Raw genomic sequence first — 18,062 nt, forward strand, 5'->3', positions numbered from 1 at the left:
TTCAATGTAGGTACACTTATACGCGACTAATTACGCGACTAATTACGCGACTAATTACGCGACTAAACGGCAGCATATTGACCTACAGAAATAATGAGAGCGAGAAGATGCAAGCTATAAATATTATCGGGCTGTTCGCATTTTTCTTTATCACTTCGATGGCATGGGGCAATAATTTACCCCAAGCTATGGAGCACTATTTCCAGCAGATACATAGGGATAATCATTACAAAGTTTCTGTTAACATCAGAACCCCTGAACAACAATGGCCTCAGTGTGAACGGCCAGAAATTCAACCCGCTATCGGTGGTCAAAATTGGGGAAATCTCTCTTTACCTGTTATCTGCCATCAACAACGCAAATTCATTCAAGTCGCTGTCAGTGTGACAGGGAATTATCTGGTTACCCGCCGAGCTATCTCGCGTAATGATGTTTTGTCAGATAAAGATTTTCAGGTCAGAAGAGGATTACTGGAAAGACTACCGCATGATCTGGTCATTAACAAAAATGAGATAAAAAATAGTATTGCGATACGTAACATCCCGGCGGGGCAGGCGATTACGCATAATATGTTACGCCGCCCGTGGGTTGTACGGTCAGGCCAGTGTGTGGCGGTGATTATACAGGGAAATGGCTTTCAGATACGAAACGAAGGGAAAGCTATTAATAACGCCGCTATTTCTGATAAAGTCAGAGTTAGAATACATTCAGGGCATGTTATAACCGGCCAGGCATTAGAAAACGGCAATGTAAAAATCATGTTATAAGTTCTAAAGTTTTCTTTCACTGTGCCGATATAACCAGCAGAGCACGATTTGCAGGTATGCAAATGGCATGTAACCTGCTCCGATCCATAGGTGAACCTATGCCTGGCCATAAAGGATAATGATTATGAGTATCGAACGCACTCACCCCTTATTAGCTATCGCTGCTGTTCAACAGCGACCAACTAATGAAAGCGCCCAGGGCACCCGAAAAACCGCCGGCGTTACCTTACAAAGCAGCGATGCACAAGTAAAACTGAGCGAAGCACAAACAAAACTGGTTCAACCAAGCAGCCAGGATATCAATATCCAAAAGGTGCAAAAGTTGAAAGAAGCTATTGCTCAGGGAAGCTTAAAAATGAACAGCGGTAAAATAGCAGACGCTCTGCTCAAAGAAGCCGCCGAAAACTTTCAATACGATAAGAAATAATTAAACCCGCTATGGAAGAACTTCAACAATTACTCGAACAGCAAGTGACCTATTTGACCTCGCTGACCCAAACTGTGGCGGAAGAACAGCGTATTTTGTGCGAGGGTTTTATTGAAGCACGAGATTTGCACCAGATAACAGAACGAAAAATTTTCCTGTTGTCCGCGCTTAGCCATTCAGAACAGCAACGTCTTAATTTGAGCAAAGCATTAAACATTATTGCGCCTTATGATAAACAACCTTTGCTGGCCACATTATGGCAACAGATCGGCAAAGCGGTTATCCGGGTTCGTGATTTAAACACTCATAACGGTTCGTTGTTAACCCGGCATCTTGATTTGAATAGTAAAGCCATTGCTTTCCTAAAAAGCCATCATAGCCCCTCGCTTTACGGTTCAGACGGCCAGGCTGCCCGTCACAGCATGCTTTCCGGCCACAAAGTTCAGGTTTGATTCAGTGCATTACCGCCCATTGCGGTAGTGCTACTTTTTATTGTTTTGATAGTATCTGTAAGCCCACCCTTCCTGTTCAACCCGAGCTTCGTCGCTGCTCACGGAGTCCTCAAGCATGAATAATTCAAACGAAACGAAATGTACTGTGAAACAGTTGTTGCAATCGGGGAAGAACGGATTAGCAAAAATCACCATTTGTAAGTCAATATAACAATTGCACAACTATAATGTTTTGCGTGTTACAAAAATATATTGCAAAATAGGAATAAGCAACAATGGGTAACTATCAAAATTAACAGCGAGAACATTCTTCATTTCATTAATCTACCTTGGGAATAATACATTGATGCATAAGCAACTAAAAAAAAGAAAATCGAGCGGACAACAGATACCAAAAACGCCTCAGCAACAATTCAAAACTTACTGGAAGTCCATCGAAAAATACCAATTGAAGATCGCCAAGCTACAACAGCAACAAGACGAATTGTTCATGCGCTTTCAACAGGAGATCTTACCGATAGAACATCAATATATGCAGTCCAGATATGATAAAGCGGCACGGTTGCTTTCATTTGCCGATAAAAAATCGCTGGGGAAAAACCAACGGAGAGAATTATTTTCCTGGATAGAAGAAGAGCTTACTGAGTTATATACTTACCCCTTTAATGAAAACCTTGATCTCAATAAGTTGAACAATCACTTTTCCAATCTTCATGCGTTGAAAGAAGAGGAAATTCCGACACCAGAACAGATGGATGATATCCGACAGACTTTTAGTGAATATTTTGATTTTAGTGAAGAAATATCTGATGAAGAATTACTTGATATGATAAAAAATCCCGAAAAAATGCGTTCCACCATAGAACAGCGTTTTCAACGGGAATCAGAGCATTTCCACGATGAATATGATGCAGAAGAGACCTCTGACTTCGATCCTGCGGCAGAAGACCAGAAAAAACTGGATTCTTTGTTTAAATCGCAGGAAGTGAGCCAAATGTATAGAAAAATAGCCAAGGTACTGCATCCGGATCGTGAACAAGATTTAGATGAGAAGAAGAAGAAAAACCAGTTGATGGTACAGTTATCAAAAGCCAAGAAAGGTAATGATGTCTGGACGATAATAGACATGTACCACAAGTACATTGATCCAACTTTCAGTTTTAATAGCCGGGATATATCCAACATCAATAAATTGCTCAAAGCACGTATAGACAGATTAGCCGATGAGCTTAATCAGCTAAAAAAATCTGATTCGTTACCGGGCATGATTTGGCGCACACTGGGAGGTAATACATCGAAGGCAATAGAGAATAACCTCCGCGAACATTGCAAAAAATTGCGGCAACATATAGAAAACGAAATCCAACTGCGCGAAAACCTACGCTCACTGACTGTATTAAAAAGCTACCTTGCAGAACGACGTGATGCCTTTGAATTTGAACAGGAAATTATCGATTATTTTTTCAAACAATATTGAATCCGCTGAGTCTGACAGAAATTTCGACTGGCGTGCCACATAGACTCAACGCGGAACAGCAACGGGCCTTTATGGAAACCTACGGGAAACTCAAGCAGGAAGCCGGAGACCATGAGCCTATCCTGTTCATTGATGGCGTCCATCCCACGCAAGGGACGAAACTGGCTTATGGCTGGATGCGTAAAGGCCAGAAAACCGCAGTGAAAACCACGGGAAGCCGTACCCGTCTGAACCTGATGGGAGCCCTGAATCTGGCCGATATTAGCAAAACGGTAGTACGCGAGTATGACCGTATCGACAGTTATCACATCGCCGAGTTCTTCATTGCCATCCGTGAGACCTATCCGGTCAGTCAGAAGGTTCATATTATCCTTGACGGAGCTGGTTACCACCGAAGCAGGTAGGTGAAAGACTGGGCTTATGTGATGAATATTGAGCTTCATTACTTGCCGCCATACAGCCCGAATCTGAACCCGATAGAAAGGCTGTGGAAGGTAATGAATGAACAGGTCAGGAATAACCCTTATTTCGCCTCGACGGCCTTGTTCAGGCAGGCAATACATCGTTTTTTTACGGAAATATTACCGGAACTTGCCGGGAACCTGTCGTGCCGTATTAATGACAACTTCCAGGTTATGAATCCTGCATCTTCAAGTTAAGCGGGTATATAAATAATTTTTCCTCAATGACACCATTTAATATCTTTACAATACTTTTACTTATGAAATTATTATTCCAACAATAGAGAATAAAGCTTTATTTAATTAAACCCTATGGCAAAAAAAATGTATACATCTGATTTAAATCTAATAATTAATTTTTCACACAAGAATTATTGATTAATTTCATACATAGTCTACTGTTTATTCCATCTGTCTGAAATTTTAGCTGCTCAGACATATCACTGAAAAAACCTTACTTTAATAGAGGATGATTTATGGTCGATAAAAAAGTACCTCAAGATGATAATAATTTATATATTTCCCCAGATCCGGGTACCAAAGATTTAAAAGAGACTGAAAAAGTATGGGGAGCTGGCGCTGCTGAAAAAACCTATGCTGCTAATAAGTTCGATCCTGCTACATCAGATAAACAACTCTCTTATACTCCAGGAAGGGTGGCTAAAAATCTATTTAATCATTATCAAGCTGATCCTAATTTTCAGGTATTTGGCTACCTCACTGACTGGGGGATTTATGACAGCCGCTATGGTGAATTTGCCGGAGATACCAACGTCGATTACACAATAGGTGGTCGTGGTACAGATATCATGCGCTTGAAACATGATAACTACCCACGTTATGACAAAATTATCGTGGGCTTTGCAGGAATTATTGGTGATGAAGGATCAGAAAAAGACTCGATCAACAAAGGAGCCGTAGATTTCGCGGTTGCCCAAGACGCAGAAGACCTAATTAATCACCGAGGTAAAGTGACCTTCATTGATGCCTGGGCAGATGTTCAAGCCTACCTAAACTGTGGGTTTGCAGGCTGGGTACCCGGCGATCCGCCGGAAATGTTTGATCCAAATAAAGCGCAAGGTATTCTAGGCGCATTAGTCAAACTCACTAAAGTCGCCAAGCCCCCCAAAGTTGGTTTAAGCTTGGGTGGTTGGACAATGAGTCAGGCATTCCACCATATCGCCAAAGAACCTGAATCCCGCGAAAGCCTGGCTGAAAGTCTTAAAAAAATCTTTGATACCTTCCCGATGTTTACTGACCTTGATCTTGACTGGGAATATCCCGGTGTCGAAGGTGCTCCAGGCAATAATTATGGCGACGAAGATGCAGCAAACTATGCCCTATTAATTGAAGCGGTTAAGCAGAAAGTACCTCACATAAAAATCAGTATCGCACTCAATGCTGATCCAAAAAAAATGGAAAAAGCAAATGTCCTTGAGCTAATCAAAGCCGGCGTTGAGGGACTCAATGTGATGTCTTATGATTTCTTTGGCTCTCCGTGGGCGGAAACGTTAATGCATCATACTAATCTTAAACGTGACCCCGTAAATAACGAGCTGAATTCAATGGAGGATGCGGTTAATTATCTTCTAGGGCTGAATGTTAACCCAAAAATGATTTTCTGCGGTTTCTCCGCTTATAGCCGTAATGCCCAGCAAGCATTCGTCACTCAGGTATCTCCGCTGAAAGGCTTCTATACACCATACGATCCTGACCCTGAAGAAGATAATACTTTCGGTAGCTTTGCCGAAGGTGTCACTGAATTTCCAGATCTGTTACGTCATTACTTAGATAAGAATCTACAGGGTAAAAACAGCTTCACCCTTTATACCGATAAAGTCTCCGATGCAGATTTTCTCTATAACGAGAACAATGGCGCATTTTTATCAATAGAAACTCCGCGTACCGTGTATGAGAAAGCAAAGTTTGTCAAAGAAAAAGGTCTGGGAGGATTGTTTGTCTGGACAATTGACTCAGATAACGGGCTATTGGTTAACGCCGCCCGTGAAGGATTAGGCGGAACGCCCATTTCTCCAGTGACGGTAAATATGTCCAAATTCTATGGTGTTGGGAAAATAAAGCTAAGTTCCCAACGCAGACGCACTCAGTTCCCCTTTATAACCAAACATAAACAAAGAAAAATGGTTATTGCCAGAAAGAAATAAATATCCAGACTATATAAGTTGGCTCGACTCATCATATTGAGTTGAGCCTTACTTATGCGTTATTTCAGTTTATAAGGTGAATTATGAACGATAAGACAACGCTCCAATCCAATAATAGTGCGTCTCAGACTATTTCAACGCTTTTAATGAAAACAATCCCAACAGAAGCAAAAAGCCATTTCATCACTCAACTCAATACTTTTGGTTACCAATCTGTTTTCGATATTGTTCGCGTAGGAAAATCCCGTTTTCTTCGCCGCCATAATCATCAGTTCTCTGGACACGCAGAAGAAATCTATGATCGTGCGCTCAGTTTTGCCACTCAACTCGTCCATATGCAAAGAGAACAAGGGTTACGCGATGGTGAGCAGTTGCGTCTGAAACGCATTGCAGAGGGAAAACCCGAACTGCCCAATTATGCCGAACTTTTTCCTGAACCTTGGGATAACTTCTGTCGCGAGGGTGCATTGGAAGCGCTTAATTCCCCAATAAGTTATTTACTTGAGCTCTACCTGTTTGCACGGCAAATCGAGCTGGACTCTACAGAAGGCGCGACAACGCTTGAACAGCGACGTCCTGACTTAGCCGAATTAATGCTGAATGCAGACAATACTTATCAGGAACTTCCAGCATTAAAGATCGTCAATGAAGTACTCAGTTATTCCGCTGCAAACTATATCGATATCACAGAGGATACGGGTAAACCTGTTAATCAGGTATTAGGTGAAACACGCTACCCTTTTACGTTGCCTTTCAGCTTACCAACACTGCAAATTACACTGGGACTAGAACAAAAAAAAACCTCTCTGGCTAAGGTCATTCAGGCATTAAGTACTCAATTGCCCTGGTTTACTAGCGAGATGGCACCAAATAAACAGGATAATATCTTACTGGCAGGTACCCTGCTGAGTAAGGAGCAAATGGCATTGTTGAGCCAACCTAGCCCATTTGCCCAAGTCCATCTGACTCGTCCTCGCTTACAAGCGGTTTATCTTAGCGGCAGTACAACAGAAACTGTCACAGACATTGTGCTTTCTGCTCATGGCTATATTGTGCCACCTGAGGAGCAACATAACGCCAGTGGGCCAGAAGCGCTGACATACAGTGAGATCGAACCCGCGCCGGATAATTACGAATTCATCACCGTCACCTGTACTAATCAGGATCAAAAATCCATTACGATTAACCTACGCGGTAAATCAGTGCTTAGTTATCAGCGTATTAAGGCCCGATTGGTTCCATTTGATGATACCCCTCCCTACCCGCGCCAATTAGAGCTCAGTTGGCATGACGCAGATAATCCTGAACTTGATCTTTCTGACGGCCCTTATTTTGGTGAAGTCAAAATTGAAGTTCAAGAATGGAAAGAAAAGAGATCAATCCTGACCTTAACTTATCGTTTCGCCATTGCGAATGATGATATTGATGAAGATAAGTTGCTGCCGGAAGCTCCTGATTTCTTCTTAAAAAACTATGGTATTACACCTCAACAACGGCAACAGTTGGAAGAAATACTGTTTTTTTCCGAACAGACCAAAGGTTCAGTCGAAGAGTTGGAACGTGCATTTAGCCACGGTGATTATCATCCCATCGTGTCACCGAATGTTCAGTTCAACAATACTATATTTGACAATGGGCAAAGCAATACAATATTCCCGACATCTTATCAATACGGTTCAGTATATTTGAATTCTGCCCATCCAGAAGCGCTGAATATTAATACAACACGTCCCCGTAGCATGGTGGCAATGACAGAATATCGGTTTGATCGTTTGAACCGCTTATTACGTCTGCAACGCTGGACAAAACTACCACATGATAAATTAGATCTGTTACTCACTTCATCTGCCCGAGCAGAAAATACCGACAATTTAGAGTTAAATATCAACTACAATAGCCTGCGTGCTCTGGGGCTTTTCCGTCATTTAAATAATAGCTATCATTTGGAAATTGAAGCTTTTGCTGCTTTTATTCACCAAATTACTCCCTTTAATATCAGTTCTAATGTCCCGTTCTTTGATCAGGTATTCAACCAGCCTAAACTGTTTGATACCCCAATGACACTAGACAATAGCGAATTTGACTATACTACCCGCCGGGGCAACGATGCCAGAACGGTGAAGCAGATTTGTGCCGGTTTGGGGATTTCTTCAGCGACTTTCCAAATCTTAGCTCAACAAGTCAGTTCCGCGTTCTCACTGCCAGAAAAACATCTCCGACGCTCTTTGGACGTCATATCTGCACTGTATCGGCTGGTTATGATCCCCAGACTGTTTAAATTGACCGCAGAACAAGGGATTATCATCGTTGATATTCTAGCTAAAATTGGCAAGTTTAATCCTTTGCTACTGGCGGGAACACCGCATTTAAGTCCGTTGGGGAGTGACGGAATATCCACAATAGAAATCGATATTCTTGACATTATTCTTGCTATGGAGGCAATGTCAGCCTGGCTATCACAGTCAAAATTGACTCCGGAAGAGCTGAGTCTGTTCACTCAAAACCAAAGCTTACCCATTGTTGCTACCGAGAGCAGTGCGGCGTTTTTTGATGGCATCATTACCGGTCTGAAAGAAAACAAATTGACGGAACAAGATTTCCAAGCATCAGATATCATTAACGCCGGTAATTGGATACCGAAACTTCACGAACTCATCACCCCTGAAGGTCTGGTGACGCCATTTCCTTTGGTCTGGGATCAAAGTGATGAGGAATACCTTGAAGAAATCATTACACCTATCGTTAATGCACTAGATGCCTCTTTAATCGTTAATGCACTAGATGCCTCTTTAATCGTTAATGCACTAGATGCCTCTTTAGAGGACAAACAACTTACAATTAAAGCGCTAAAACTCATTATTCTGCAATATAAAATAGCACAGGATAATTTAGTCTCTACCGCAGTCGCCAAAGAGTATGGTGTTTCCCGCGATGTGGTTCCTCTGTTATTGCGCTGGATTGGCAGTAGTGTGACGAAATTATTAGAGATGCTGAGTCAGAAGTCGCACCAATACAATGGACGTATCCGTTACCCACGGCAGGTTTCCGATGATCTTCTGAAAATTTCATATCATCTGGCAATGAACGGTGCATTGATTAAGCAATTGCGCTTGACATCTAAATTACTATTCTTGCGCCTGGCCGAACCAGAATGGCTGGATCTATCACCTATTAAGGTGGCGGATAGCAAACAAGGTGCTCCCTTGACACTGAAAGAAGTCTTTATATTGAGCCGTTATCGTAACTGGTTGACCTCTTCACTACATACAGAAGACGAATTAATAGAATATTTGTCTTATGCCAATAATCCGTCGGTTGAGCGTAATGACGATGATATTAATCTCGATTGCGCAGAGCTGTTAGCCGATATTTTAGGCTGGGACGCCAGTGAGGTCGAACAGGCATGCGAAGAATTTATCCCAGCACGCGCCTGCAATATGGGGCAGATTGATTGGTTGCGCCGTATCCAAGCACTTTCACAACAGACGAAGCTATCCGTTTTACCACTTCGTGAGGCAACCGCAATCTCCTCTTCTTCCACATTCGATCAGATCCAGACTGTCGGTGAAGCTGTCATTGCAGCAACACGATCCTGATCTTTCCGGAGAAAACAACAATGAGCGAAAATACAATAGAAGCCCGTCTGTTGGAAGCACAACGAGATGCATTGCTGGACTATTTTATTGGTCAGGTAGTTGCTCACTCTCCTACGATGGCGTCGCAGCGTGATGATATTAAAAGTGTAGATGATGTCTATGATTACCTGCTATTGGATATTATGGTTTCTGCGAAAGTCAGCACCAGCCATGTCGCAATGGCAACCAACACCCTGCAACAATACATTAACCGCATCTCGCTAAATATTGAAAAAGGTCTGTTTATGACCGTAGAGGAGAGCGAGAACTGGCAAGAATTTGCGAACCGTTATGGCTACTGGTCTGCCGATCGCATGCTCAGAACCTACCCGGAAAGTTATTTGGAACCGACGTTACGGCTGAATAAAACCGAGTTTTTCTTTCAGTTGGAAAGCGGCCTGAATCAAGGGAAAATTACTGAAGGATCTGTACAACAGGCAGTGCTAGGGTATTTAAACAATTTTGAAGATGTCAGCAATCTAAAAGTCATTGCTAGTTATGAAGATGGCGTTGGAATCACACGTGATAAGTTTTTCTTTATCGGACGCACACGAACCCAACCTTACCAATACTACTGGCGCTCTCTGAATCTGTCTATTCGTCACCCAGATACTGATGCACTTTCGCCCAATGCCTGGAGTGAATGGCGTTTGATTGACTTACCGCTGGGAGGCGTAGAAAGTACAGTGATACGTCCCATCTTTTTAAATAACCGCTTATATATTGCCTGGGCAGAAAGCGAAGAAGTTATCCCCACGTCAACAAATACGCGTGTATTTGCAGACACAGCGGAAACACCGAAAACATACAACACTCAATTAAAAATCGCCTACGCAAAATATGATGGAACTTGGAGCGCCCCAAGTACCTTACGAGAAAGTGAGTTACCTTATCAGATGACCGATATGGTTGCCGTCATGGATGTAATGCAAGGCGAACCGAAGCTCGCTATTGTCGCCTTTACTCGCCTGAAAGGCGTCGATCCTATTCATGGCCCTTACGACTACGATTATTGCTTCGAATTTATCTGCGATACCTTGTTGGCGGAAATTACCGATTTACCTGACACATCGGAAAAATATGCCGCACAGCTGGTGTGGAATTATTCCCGCGACCAGAAAGATGAACTTGGAAACCCCATACCTTACCGTACTATGGTGCTTTACCCGGCAACGCGTAATACCGAATTTATGATTGCAGGGGACAAACCTAAAATAGGCGGCAGAGATGAACTGGGCAAAGGGACTATAGAACTTGTTGTCGATTTTGTCTACGGCTCCAGTACCGAACTTCAACTGACCGCCAGATCGACTTTTGATTATGGTTCTGATCCACATCATGACGAATTTCCAGACGAAATTGACTTCTGTATTTGGCAGCTCAATATCACCAAAACTATAGATGATGATGGGAAAGAAATCGAAGTCCAGTCTGAGGAAAAACTAGGATCAGTTACCATACACAAACACCAACCCGTACCAGAACTTGTTGTTCCCCGCCTGGATCTGGGAGACCACCGCTCCGTTACACTAAAGGCTGGAATTGATATCGTCGGCGGCGGATCATATACCAATGATTATCGAGTTGCGATGTTGATCCGTTTGTTAGTTCAATTCAAGGAAGAACGCCAGGTTCAGTACCTTTCCTTCCCACCAGATGATGATGAAAATATTCCACCCACTATTCGACTGAATACCTTGTTTGCCAAAGAATTAATCAGCCGCGCCAGTCAAGGCATTCATCAAGTACTCAGTTGGGATACTCAGCATATTAAGGAACTCCCTCTCCCGCCACACAGTGGAATGACAGCAATTGATCTCGATGGCGCTAACGGTATCTATTTCTGGGAACTGTTTTTCCATATGCCATTCTTAGTCGCCTGGCGCTTAAATATCGAACAGAGACTTGAAGAAGCCACACAGTGGTTACACTATATATTTAATCCGCTGGAAGATGCCGAAAACGCGGATTTATCCAAAGGAAAACCGCGTTACTGGAACAGTCGACCACTGCTTGATCCGCCACCGCAATTTATGCGCAGTTTTACCCAACCTACAGATCCTGACGCCATAGCAGCCAGTGAACCTATTCACTACCGCAAAGCTATTTTCCGCTTCTATCTGAAAAATCTACTGGATCAAGGTGACCGGGAATATCGCAAGCTTACACCGACATCACGCATTGTCGCCCGACTGCTCTATGCATCAGCTAACTCTCTGCTTGGAACCAGTCCAGATATTCAACTTGCCGCTGAATGGAAACCTCTGACACTGGAAGACGCAGCAACCTATACTCATTCTAAACCACGTCAACTGGAAGTGATGATGGCTGACACACTGCCACTGCTGCCTGTAGCATGGGATTCATCAGTAGCTAATCAACCCTCTGATTTATTCCGCAAGCCAGTTGATACAGAGTATCTAAAACTCTGGGAACTACTCGCGCATCGTCTATACAACCTACGCCATAATTTGACCCTAGACGGAAAAGAGTATCCAGTAGGACTTTTCGATGAATTGATTAGCCCTCGCGATTTGCTAAAACAGCGCTATCAACGTGTTGTTGCTAATCGTCAGGCTGGCGCTAAACGAATGTCGATCCCCAACTACCGTTTTGCACCGGTGTTTAACCGAGCAATGAGTGGTGTGGAGACATTAATTCAATATGGTAATAGCCTGCTCAGTTTACTGGAACGCAAAGATAACCTGGATTTCGAACGATTCAGAATGCAGCAACAGTTGGGGTTATATAGTTTTACACTGAATCTGCAACAACAAATGATTGATATTAACCAAACTTCCTTGGATGCACTCAACGTGAGCCGTCGTGCCGCTCTTGAACGACAACAGCACTATCAGGCATTGCATGATGAAGATATCTCCGGCTCCGAGCAGGAAGTCATTGCGCTACAAGCCGGCGCGGCTGACGCGGTGATTGCGGCACAAGCCATCTCGACCGCCGGGGCAGTTGCCGATCTTGTACCCAATATTTTCGGCTTCGCAATGGGAGGGATGCAATACGGGGCTCCACTAAGGGCTATTGCAGAAGGTATACGCATTGAGTATGAATCCAAAAATGCAAAAGCTAATAGCCTGAGCGTTTCAGAAAATTACCGTCGTCGCCGTCAGGAATGGGAAATTCAATATAAACAGGCTGAAATTAACGTTGAAGAAATCGATCAACAAATTACTGTTCAGAACCGCCAATTGCAGGCATCCATCACTCAATTATCCCAGATACAAGCCCAAAAAGAACACGATAGTGCGTTGTTGGAATATTTTTCCCAACGTTTCACCAGTGAAAACCTGTATATGTGGATGATAAGTCAAATATCCGCACTGTATTTACAAGCTTACGACGCCGTAATGTCTCTCTGTTTGTCTGCTGAGGCTTCCTGGCAATATGAAATGGGGAAATTTGACACACAATTTATTCAAGGCGGTGCCTGGAACGATCTTTACCAAGGACTGCTGGCAGGCGAGTCTTTGAAACTTTCCTTACAGCGTATGGATCAAGAGTATATAAAACAGAACGTTCGCCGGCTGGAGGTGGTTAAAACCATTTCATTAAAATCACTACTAACTTCCCAAGCATGGGAAGCGGGTAAGTCAACCGGTAACTTTAATTTCAATCTGGATTCTGAAATGTTCAGCAGAGATTATCCCGGACATATTGATCGTCGCATCAAAACAGTCTCGGTTTCTCTGGCGACACTGGTCGGCCCCTATCAGGATATTCGTGCGACGCTGGTGCAAGATAGCAGCAGCATTAACTTCATGGAAGATCCTGACACTATCGACTATTTACTTAACCCGGTTAAATACGGCGACCCTCGTGGCTTAATTCGTAATTTACAGGCCAAGCAGGCGGTAGTGTTATCAACCGGTATAAACGATAGCGGCATGTTCCAGCTTGATTTCCAGGATGAGCGTTTCCTGCCTTTTGAAGGAACCGGGGTATTTTCTAGCTGGACACTAACGTTTGGTGATAATCAATCTGACCTGTTGGAAAAGATGAGCGATATTATCATTCATCTGCGTTATACCGCACGTTCTACCAGTGACAGCTTCGCTAAAAAAGTCAAAGAGCGATTACTACAGCACGAAGCTCAAAAAAAACAAGACTAACCGACTCACATTTTGCACCTCAGTAAATGAGGTGCGAAAAACATAAAGGTAAAAAAAATGACTGATAATAGGAAATATCAATATACCTGCAAAAAAGCCATGTCCGATGCCAGTGAAAATATCGGAGCACCGCTAACCGCCTGGAGCAATCAATCCGGTGGAGAAACCTATTACGTTATCTTTGATGGTCAAGTCTATAAAAACACTTACTGGGTAGAACGCTGGCACATTCCTGAGCGTGACAATATTCCATCATACGAAAATGCCTGGCTCTGGGTAAGAGAAGCAACGGCGGAAGAAATCGCTAATCACGGTAATCCTAAGGAAGGCACCGTTGAACCTATCCCCGGAGATGTCGCTATCCTAAAACCCGATGCTCTCACAGAGGAAACTTATCAGGAAAAAGGCTATAAGCCTGATGGTTCAGGCACGAATCTGGCTTATACCTCTGCACGTGTATGTCATTCCCTTTATAACCCATATGAAACGGATAAGACACGCCCTAAAGTTTCTGCCTATATTACTGACTGGTGCCAATATGACGCGCGCTTACCAGCAGCTTTAGATGACTCCGGCGGGAACGAAGATAAGCCTGGTCGTGGATTTAACCTAGAGGATATTCCCGCAACTGCTTATGACAGATTAGTATTCAGCTTCCTAGGTATTTATGGAGATAAAGGAAAAAAAAGTGACAGAATCAACCTGTCTGCTGAGGGTTGGAATAAACAATTAAGACCGGAAGACCCTCCTATCACATTCGGTCATATCGTTCCTGTCGACCCTTATGGCGATCTAGGAACCACGCGTAACGTCGGGCTACCTGATGAAGATAAAAGAGATGCCGGTCCTAATACATTCTTGCAATATTATAATCAGCAAGCCGCATCGGGCCTGCTCGGAGGGCTGCGTAACCTGCAACAACAGGCCAAACTGGCTGGTCATCGTTTGGAACTGGCATTCAGTATCGGTGGCTGGAGTATGTCTGGCTATTTTTCTCCCATGCTAAAAGACGACACACAACGCGAGACCTTTATTAACAGCATTATTGACTTCTTTCAACGTTTCCCCATGTTTACCGCTGTCGATATCGACTGGGAATATCCAGGTGCCAGTGGTGAAGAGGGTAACGAGTTCGATCCAATTAATGATGGACCTAACTACGCCATACTCATTAAAGAGCTGCGTCTGGCTTTGGATCGAGCATTTGGGACCAGTGCCAGAAAACAGATTACGATTGCGTCCAGTGCTGTCGTCGGCAAACTGAAAAAATCCAATATCAAAGAACTTATCCGCAATGGCTTGGATAATATTTTTGTCATGACTTACGACTTCTTTGGAAACGGATGGGCAGAATATATTGGACATCACACCAATCTCTATTCTCCTAATTATGCGTCAGATGATCCTGATCGCTTGTACGATATTTCAGCCGATGAGGCAATTAAATACCTTATTGAGGTTGAAGGGGTTCCTCCCGGAAAAATTCACCTTGGTTTTGCCAACTATGGTCGTTCCTGTATAGGAGCAGATCTAGAAACCCGTCAATACAACCGTAATCCAAATAATCCTGCGCCTGCTCTGGGCACTATGGAGAACGGCGCTCCTGAATTTTTCTGCTTACTGAATAATCAGTTTGACTGTGAGCAACAGCTCGCGTGGGCAAAAAATGGTTTTAAATTAATGACAGACACGGCTACCGATGCAGATTTTCTTTATAACAGCACCGGCGGACATTTTATCTCTCTGGATACTCCTCGTACGGTGTTCAAGAAAGGTATTTATGCAACGGAGCATAAACTGGGAGGCATATTCTCTTGGTCTGGTGATCAAGATTGCGGTCTATTGGCAAATGCAGCCAGAGAGGGAGCCGGCTATATTCCAATTAAAGGTAAAGAGAAAATTGATATGGGGCCACTGTATAACCGGGGAGAACTTGTAGAACTTCCTGATGTTAATGCCGATAAAAAGTAATCTCGCTTCATAAGCATAAATAAGTTTTAATCAAGTGCCGCTCATCACAATGGACGGCACTCTAATCTCTTTATTAGTCATCTACTTCCTTAAAAGCCTTACTAAACAGTCACCGTCACCTGTCTTCTGTTCTCTGTCTTTTGTCTTCTATACGGTCATCAATTGATATTTTCAAAAACATAAACTGCACCAGCTTCGGACTCAGAACCAAGCTTGATTGGACCTGCGCTAACAACCAAACTCGTCCCCGCCTTATTCAGGCCGACAGCACCACCAAAACCATTTAAATTGTCTGAATTGCCTGAAGGGTTCAAAATCTCCATCGGTGTTTCCATATTCCACTTACCATTCAGACAGGTATACACATATACCCGATAAGACGCTCCCACTGCCAGACGATCTCCCGCATCATCCAGTTCAAGAGAACCGCCAAAATATACGCCACTTGCCGGGGCCGAGAACTTAATGGGATTTTCTTTATCCCAGATCCCATTCGTGCGCATATGTACACCAACCCTCTTTTCGGAACTATTGGCCCCACTACCTGCCAACTCCAGGCAACCTCCCGCCGTATCCAGACAGACCAGACATCCCATGAAAATCACCCAACAACTATGCGATCTCTATCCACTCCCACCTCGATAAACTGAAAAAATCTGTAAAACAAAGCAGTACAGGGGACGTCAGAAAATACTTAAATCGACGCTTTTCATATGATGGTTTGACATCAACTTGGTATACAACCAAACAAAACAACAGGTCAGTGCCAAAGCAAAAATTTCATTTGCAATCATTGCAAGCCCGTACTGATGGGAATGCGAACCGTTACAATTTGTGTATTTGGCATACCTTAATTTATTCTCAACTAAATAGAATAGTATTACTCATCAACTATAACATGATAATAGTTTTATTAACCATGATATTACATCTTTAATTATTTAAAATGTTATTAAAAGACATTTAAAATAATTAACAAGAAAGTAGCTATTGATTTTCATTCAATAATCGCGTTCTTTAACAAAAATACACTTTAAATTTATCAAAAAGGTTTTTTATGTCTAATTTTAATTTCGGCCCTGTTATTCCCCTTGGCAGTGTTTTTCCTCCGGGAAGTACGATCAATCATGGAAATGGCTGGACAACAACGACAACCCCCGTTTTTCCTGGGGTTCCGGGTGGAGGGCATAGCATTACTCATTATACAGGTATCTATAATAAACCAACACAGCCTCCAACCTATAATTGGACACCACCCATTAATAGACCCTGGGGACAACCTGGAACTCCTTATAAAGACGTAGACCATTATTTTAGAGAAAACGATCTTGAAGTTATTGATAAAAAATTAACCAATGTAACAAAAGAATTATAAGATTCTGAGAAAAACGTTTCTTATGATTTTGATGACTCTCTTCTAAAAGCGGAAATGTTGTTGGTTATATTAAATAAATTGGCTTCTGAGAATTCTTCCGAAGCACTAAAAACAAATGTTGTTGATTTCAAGTTATTGATTGAGCAAAAGAATAATTTAAAAAAATATATTGAAAATCAAGAGTCTTTTAGACAAGAAAAAATAAAAGATCTGGCTATTAAAAAGATGTCTTTTAATGGTCGGAATATGGGAAACTTTCTAAAATATGCAAACTCTAATAAGAAATATATTTTTACGCTTGCATTCATTGAAAGTGCAAAAGCCGTGCTTGGATATCGGGGAGATTGGATCGGGGTTTGGAATGAATACGTTGTAGCACCAGCGATGGATTTATATAATGCAAAACATGAACTCATTAATGTATTAAATAAAATAACACCGGCAAAAGAAGAGATCAAAACAAATACTAAAAAATTATTGACTACAGATAATAGCATGAGTGGATTGGGAATGTTTTTTCATTTTACAGGAAAATCAGGTCGAGAACTCACACTCTCTGAAATCGGTGTGCATGATAGAATTCGTGTATTAATGCAGAAGCCAAGTGCATTTGGCAGAACAGAAGGCAGTATTCAATCTCGTTTTATTTCACAAATTCAGAATGGTGAACGAATTGATTTTAAAAATGGTTATGATTTTGCTAAGGAATCAAAAATACCAGGTATCGACCCTCTGTGGGCTATTGGAGGTGCAACGATTAGTGGAAATTTGATAAATATTAAGGCAGAAAACTCAGGTGATAAATATAATATATCCGGTGTAATAAATTATAAACTATATGATAATTTTACTGATCCATATGATACATTTAACTGGAAGACGGAAGATATTAATTGGGGTGGAGAGCCATTTGAAATCACTGGAGAATGGAAGGAAGATGTAAATTTTCAGATCGATAAAAATATTTATGAAAATAAAATCAAACCATTAATTAAACAGAATAAACAATAATATTCTTATGGTCGCGCATTTAATGCGCGACCTTATGCCAAATACCCAATTAAAAAAAGTACTGATAAATAACCTGAGGAAAAACGTGACTGAATATTGCAATAACAGTCATTAATAATGATATCAATATAGTTTTTTTAAAATTTCTTCCTAGTATAAAAAAATAATTAACCAACATAGATAGCATAAAAAAA

Annotated in this window: 10 protein-coding genes and 2 pseudogenes; 11 read left to right on the top strand and 1 reads right to left on the bottom strand. The window is 42.1% G+C overall.

The features are described from left to right. Window positions 1-107 precede the first annotated feature (107 nt). The 9 genes and pseudogenes from flgA to AACQ38_RS04350 all read left to right on the top strand — a co-directional run bounded on the left by flgA (window position 108) and on the right by AACQ38_RS04350 (window position 15,482). A complete protein-coding gene (gene flgA / locus AACQ38_RS04310) occupies window positions 108-767 on the top strand; it encodes a flagellar basal body P-ring formation chaperone FlgA (protein WP_165577496.1) in 660 nt (219 codons plus the stop codon). Between the two features lie 124 nt (window positions 768-891). Beyond that, complete coding sequence (gene flgM / locus AACQ38_RS04315; RefSeq protein ID WP_011146175.1) at window positions 892-1,194, top strand: flagellar biosynthesis anti-sigma factor FlgM; 303 nt, start codon at window positions 892-894, stop codon at window positions 1,192-1,194. 11 nt (window positions 1,195-1,205) lie between these two features. Further along, window positions 1,206-1,646, top strand: a complete 441-nt coding sequence (locus AACQ38_RS04320; RefSeq protein WP_165577497.1) for a flagella synthesis protein FlgN — start codon at window positions 1,206-1,208, stop codon at window positions 1,644-1,646. A gap of 346 nt (window positions 1,647-1,992) precedes the next feature. After that, on the top strand, window positions 1,993-3,123 hold the full coding sequence (locus AACQ38_RS04325) for a hypothetical protein (RefSeq protein WP_165577498.1): 1,131 nt from the start codon (window positions 1,993-1,995) through the stop codon (window positions 3,121-3,123). 29 nt (window positions 3,124-3,152) lie between these two features. Further along, window positions 3,153-3,782: pseudogene (locus AACQ38_RS04330) on the top strand (IS630-like element ISPlu8 family transposase); the annotation flags it as partial. 278 nt (window positions 3,783-4,060) lie between these two features. Further along, a complete protein-coding gene (locus AACQ38_RS04335) occupies window positions 4,061-5,749 on the top strand; it encodes a glycosyl hydrolase family 18 protein (protein ID WP_165577499.1) in 1,689 nt (562 codons plus the stop codon). Window positions 5,750-5,832: 83 nt separating this feature from the next. Continuing rightward, entirely contained in the window at window positions 5,833-9,345 is a 3,513-nt protein-coding gene (locus tag AACQ38_RS04340) for a Tc toxin subunit A (RefSeq protein ID WP_165577500.1), read from the top strand. Between the two features lie 20 nt (window positions 9,346-9,365). Next, entirely contained in the window at window positions 9,366-13,511 is a 4,146-nt protein-coding gene (locus tag AACQ38_RS04345; RefSeq protein ID WP_165577501.1) for a Tc toxin subunit A-related protein, read from the top strand. 57 nt (window positions 13,512-13,568) lie between these two features. Further along, window positions 13,569-15,482 (top strand): glycoside hydrolase family 18 protein, encoded by a 1,914-nt coding sequence (locus AACQ38_RS04350; protein ID WP_165577502.1) that lies wholly within the window; start codon window positions 13,569-13,571, stop codon window positions 15,480-15,482. 158 nt (window positions 15,483-15,640) lie between these two features. On the opposite strand, the pseudogene AACQ38_RS04355 reads toward AACQ38_RS04350, so the two are convergent. Beyond that, window positions 15,641-15,988 (bottom strand): annotated as a pseudogene (locus tag AACQ38_RS04355) (hypothetical protein); the annotation flags it as partial. Between the two features lie 551 nt (window positions 15,989-16,539). Between AACQ38_RS04355 and AACQ38_RS04360 the strand changes: the two are divergent. Both AACQ38_RS04360 and AACQ38_RS04365 read left to right on the top strand, forming a co-directional pair. Continuing rightward, on the top strand, window positions 16,540-16,857 hold the full coding sequence (locus tag AACQ38_RS04360) for a hypothetical protein (protein WP_165577503.1): 318 nt from the start codon (window positions 16,540-16,542) through the stop codon (window positions 16,855-16,857). 60 nt (window positions 16,858-16,917) lie between these two features. Continuing rightward, entirely contained in the window at window positions 16,918-17,868 is a 951-nt protein-coding gene (locus tag AACQ38_RS04365) for a hypothetical protein (protein ID WP_165577504.1), read from the top strand. The last annotated feature ends 194 nt before the right edge of the window (window positions 17,869-18,062 follow it).

This window comes from Photorhabdus sp. RW14-46, from assembly GCF_963887965.1.
In the GTDB taxonomy this organism is placed as follows: Bacteria; Pseudomonadota; Gammaproteobacteria; order Enterobacterales; family Enterobacteriaceae; genus Photorhabdus; species Photorhabdus laumondii.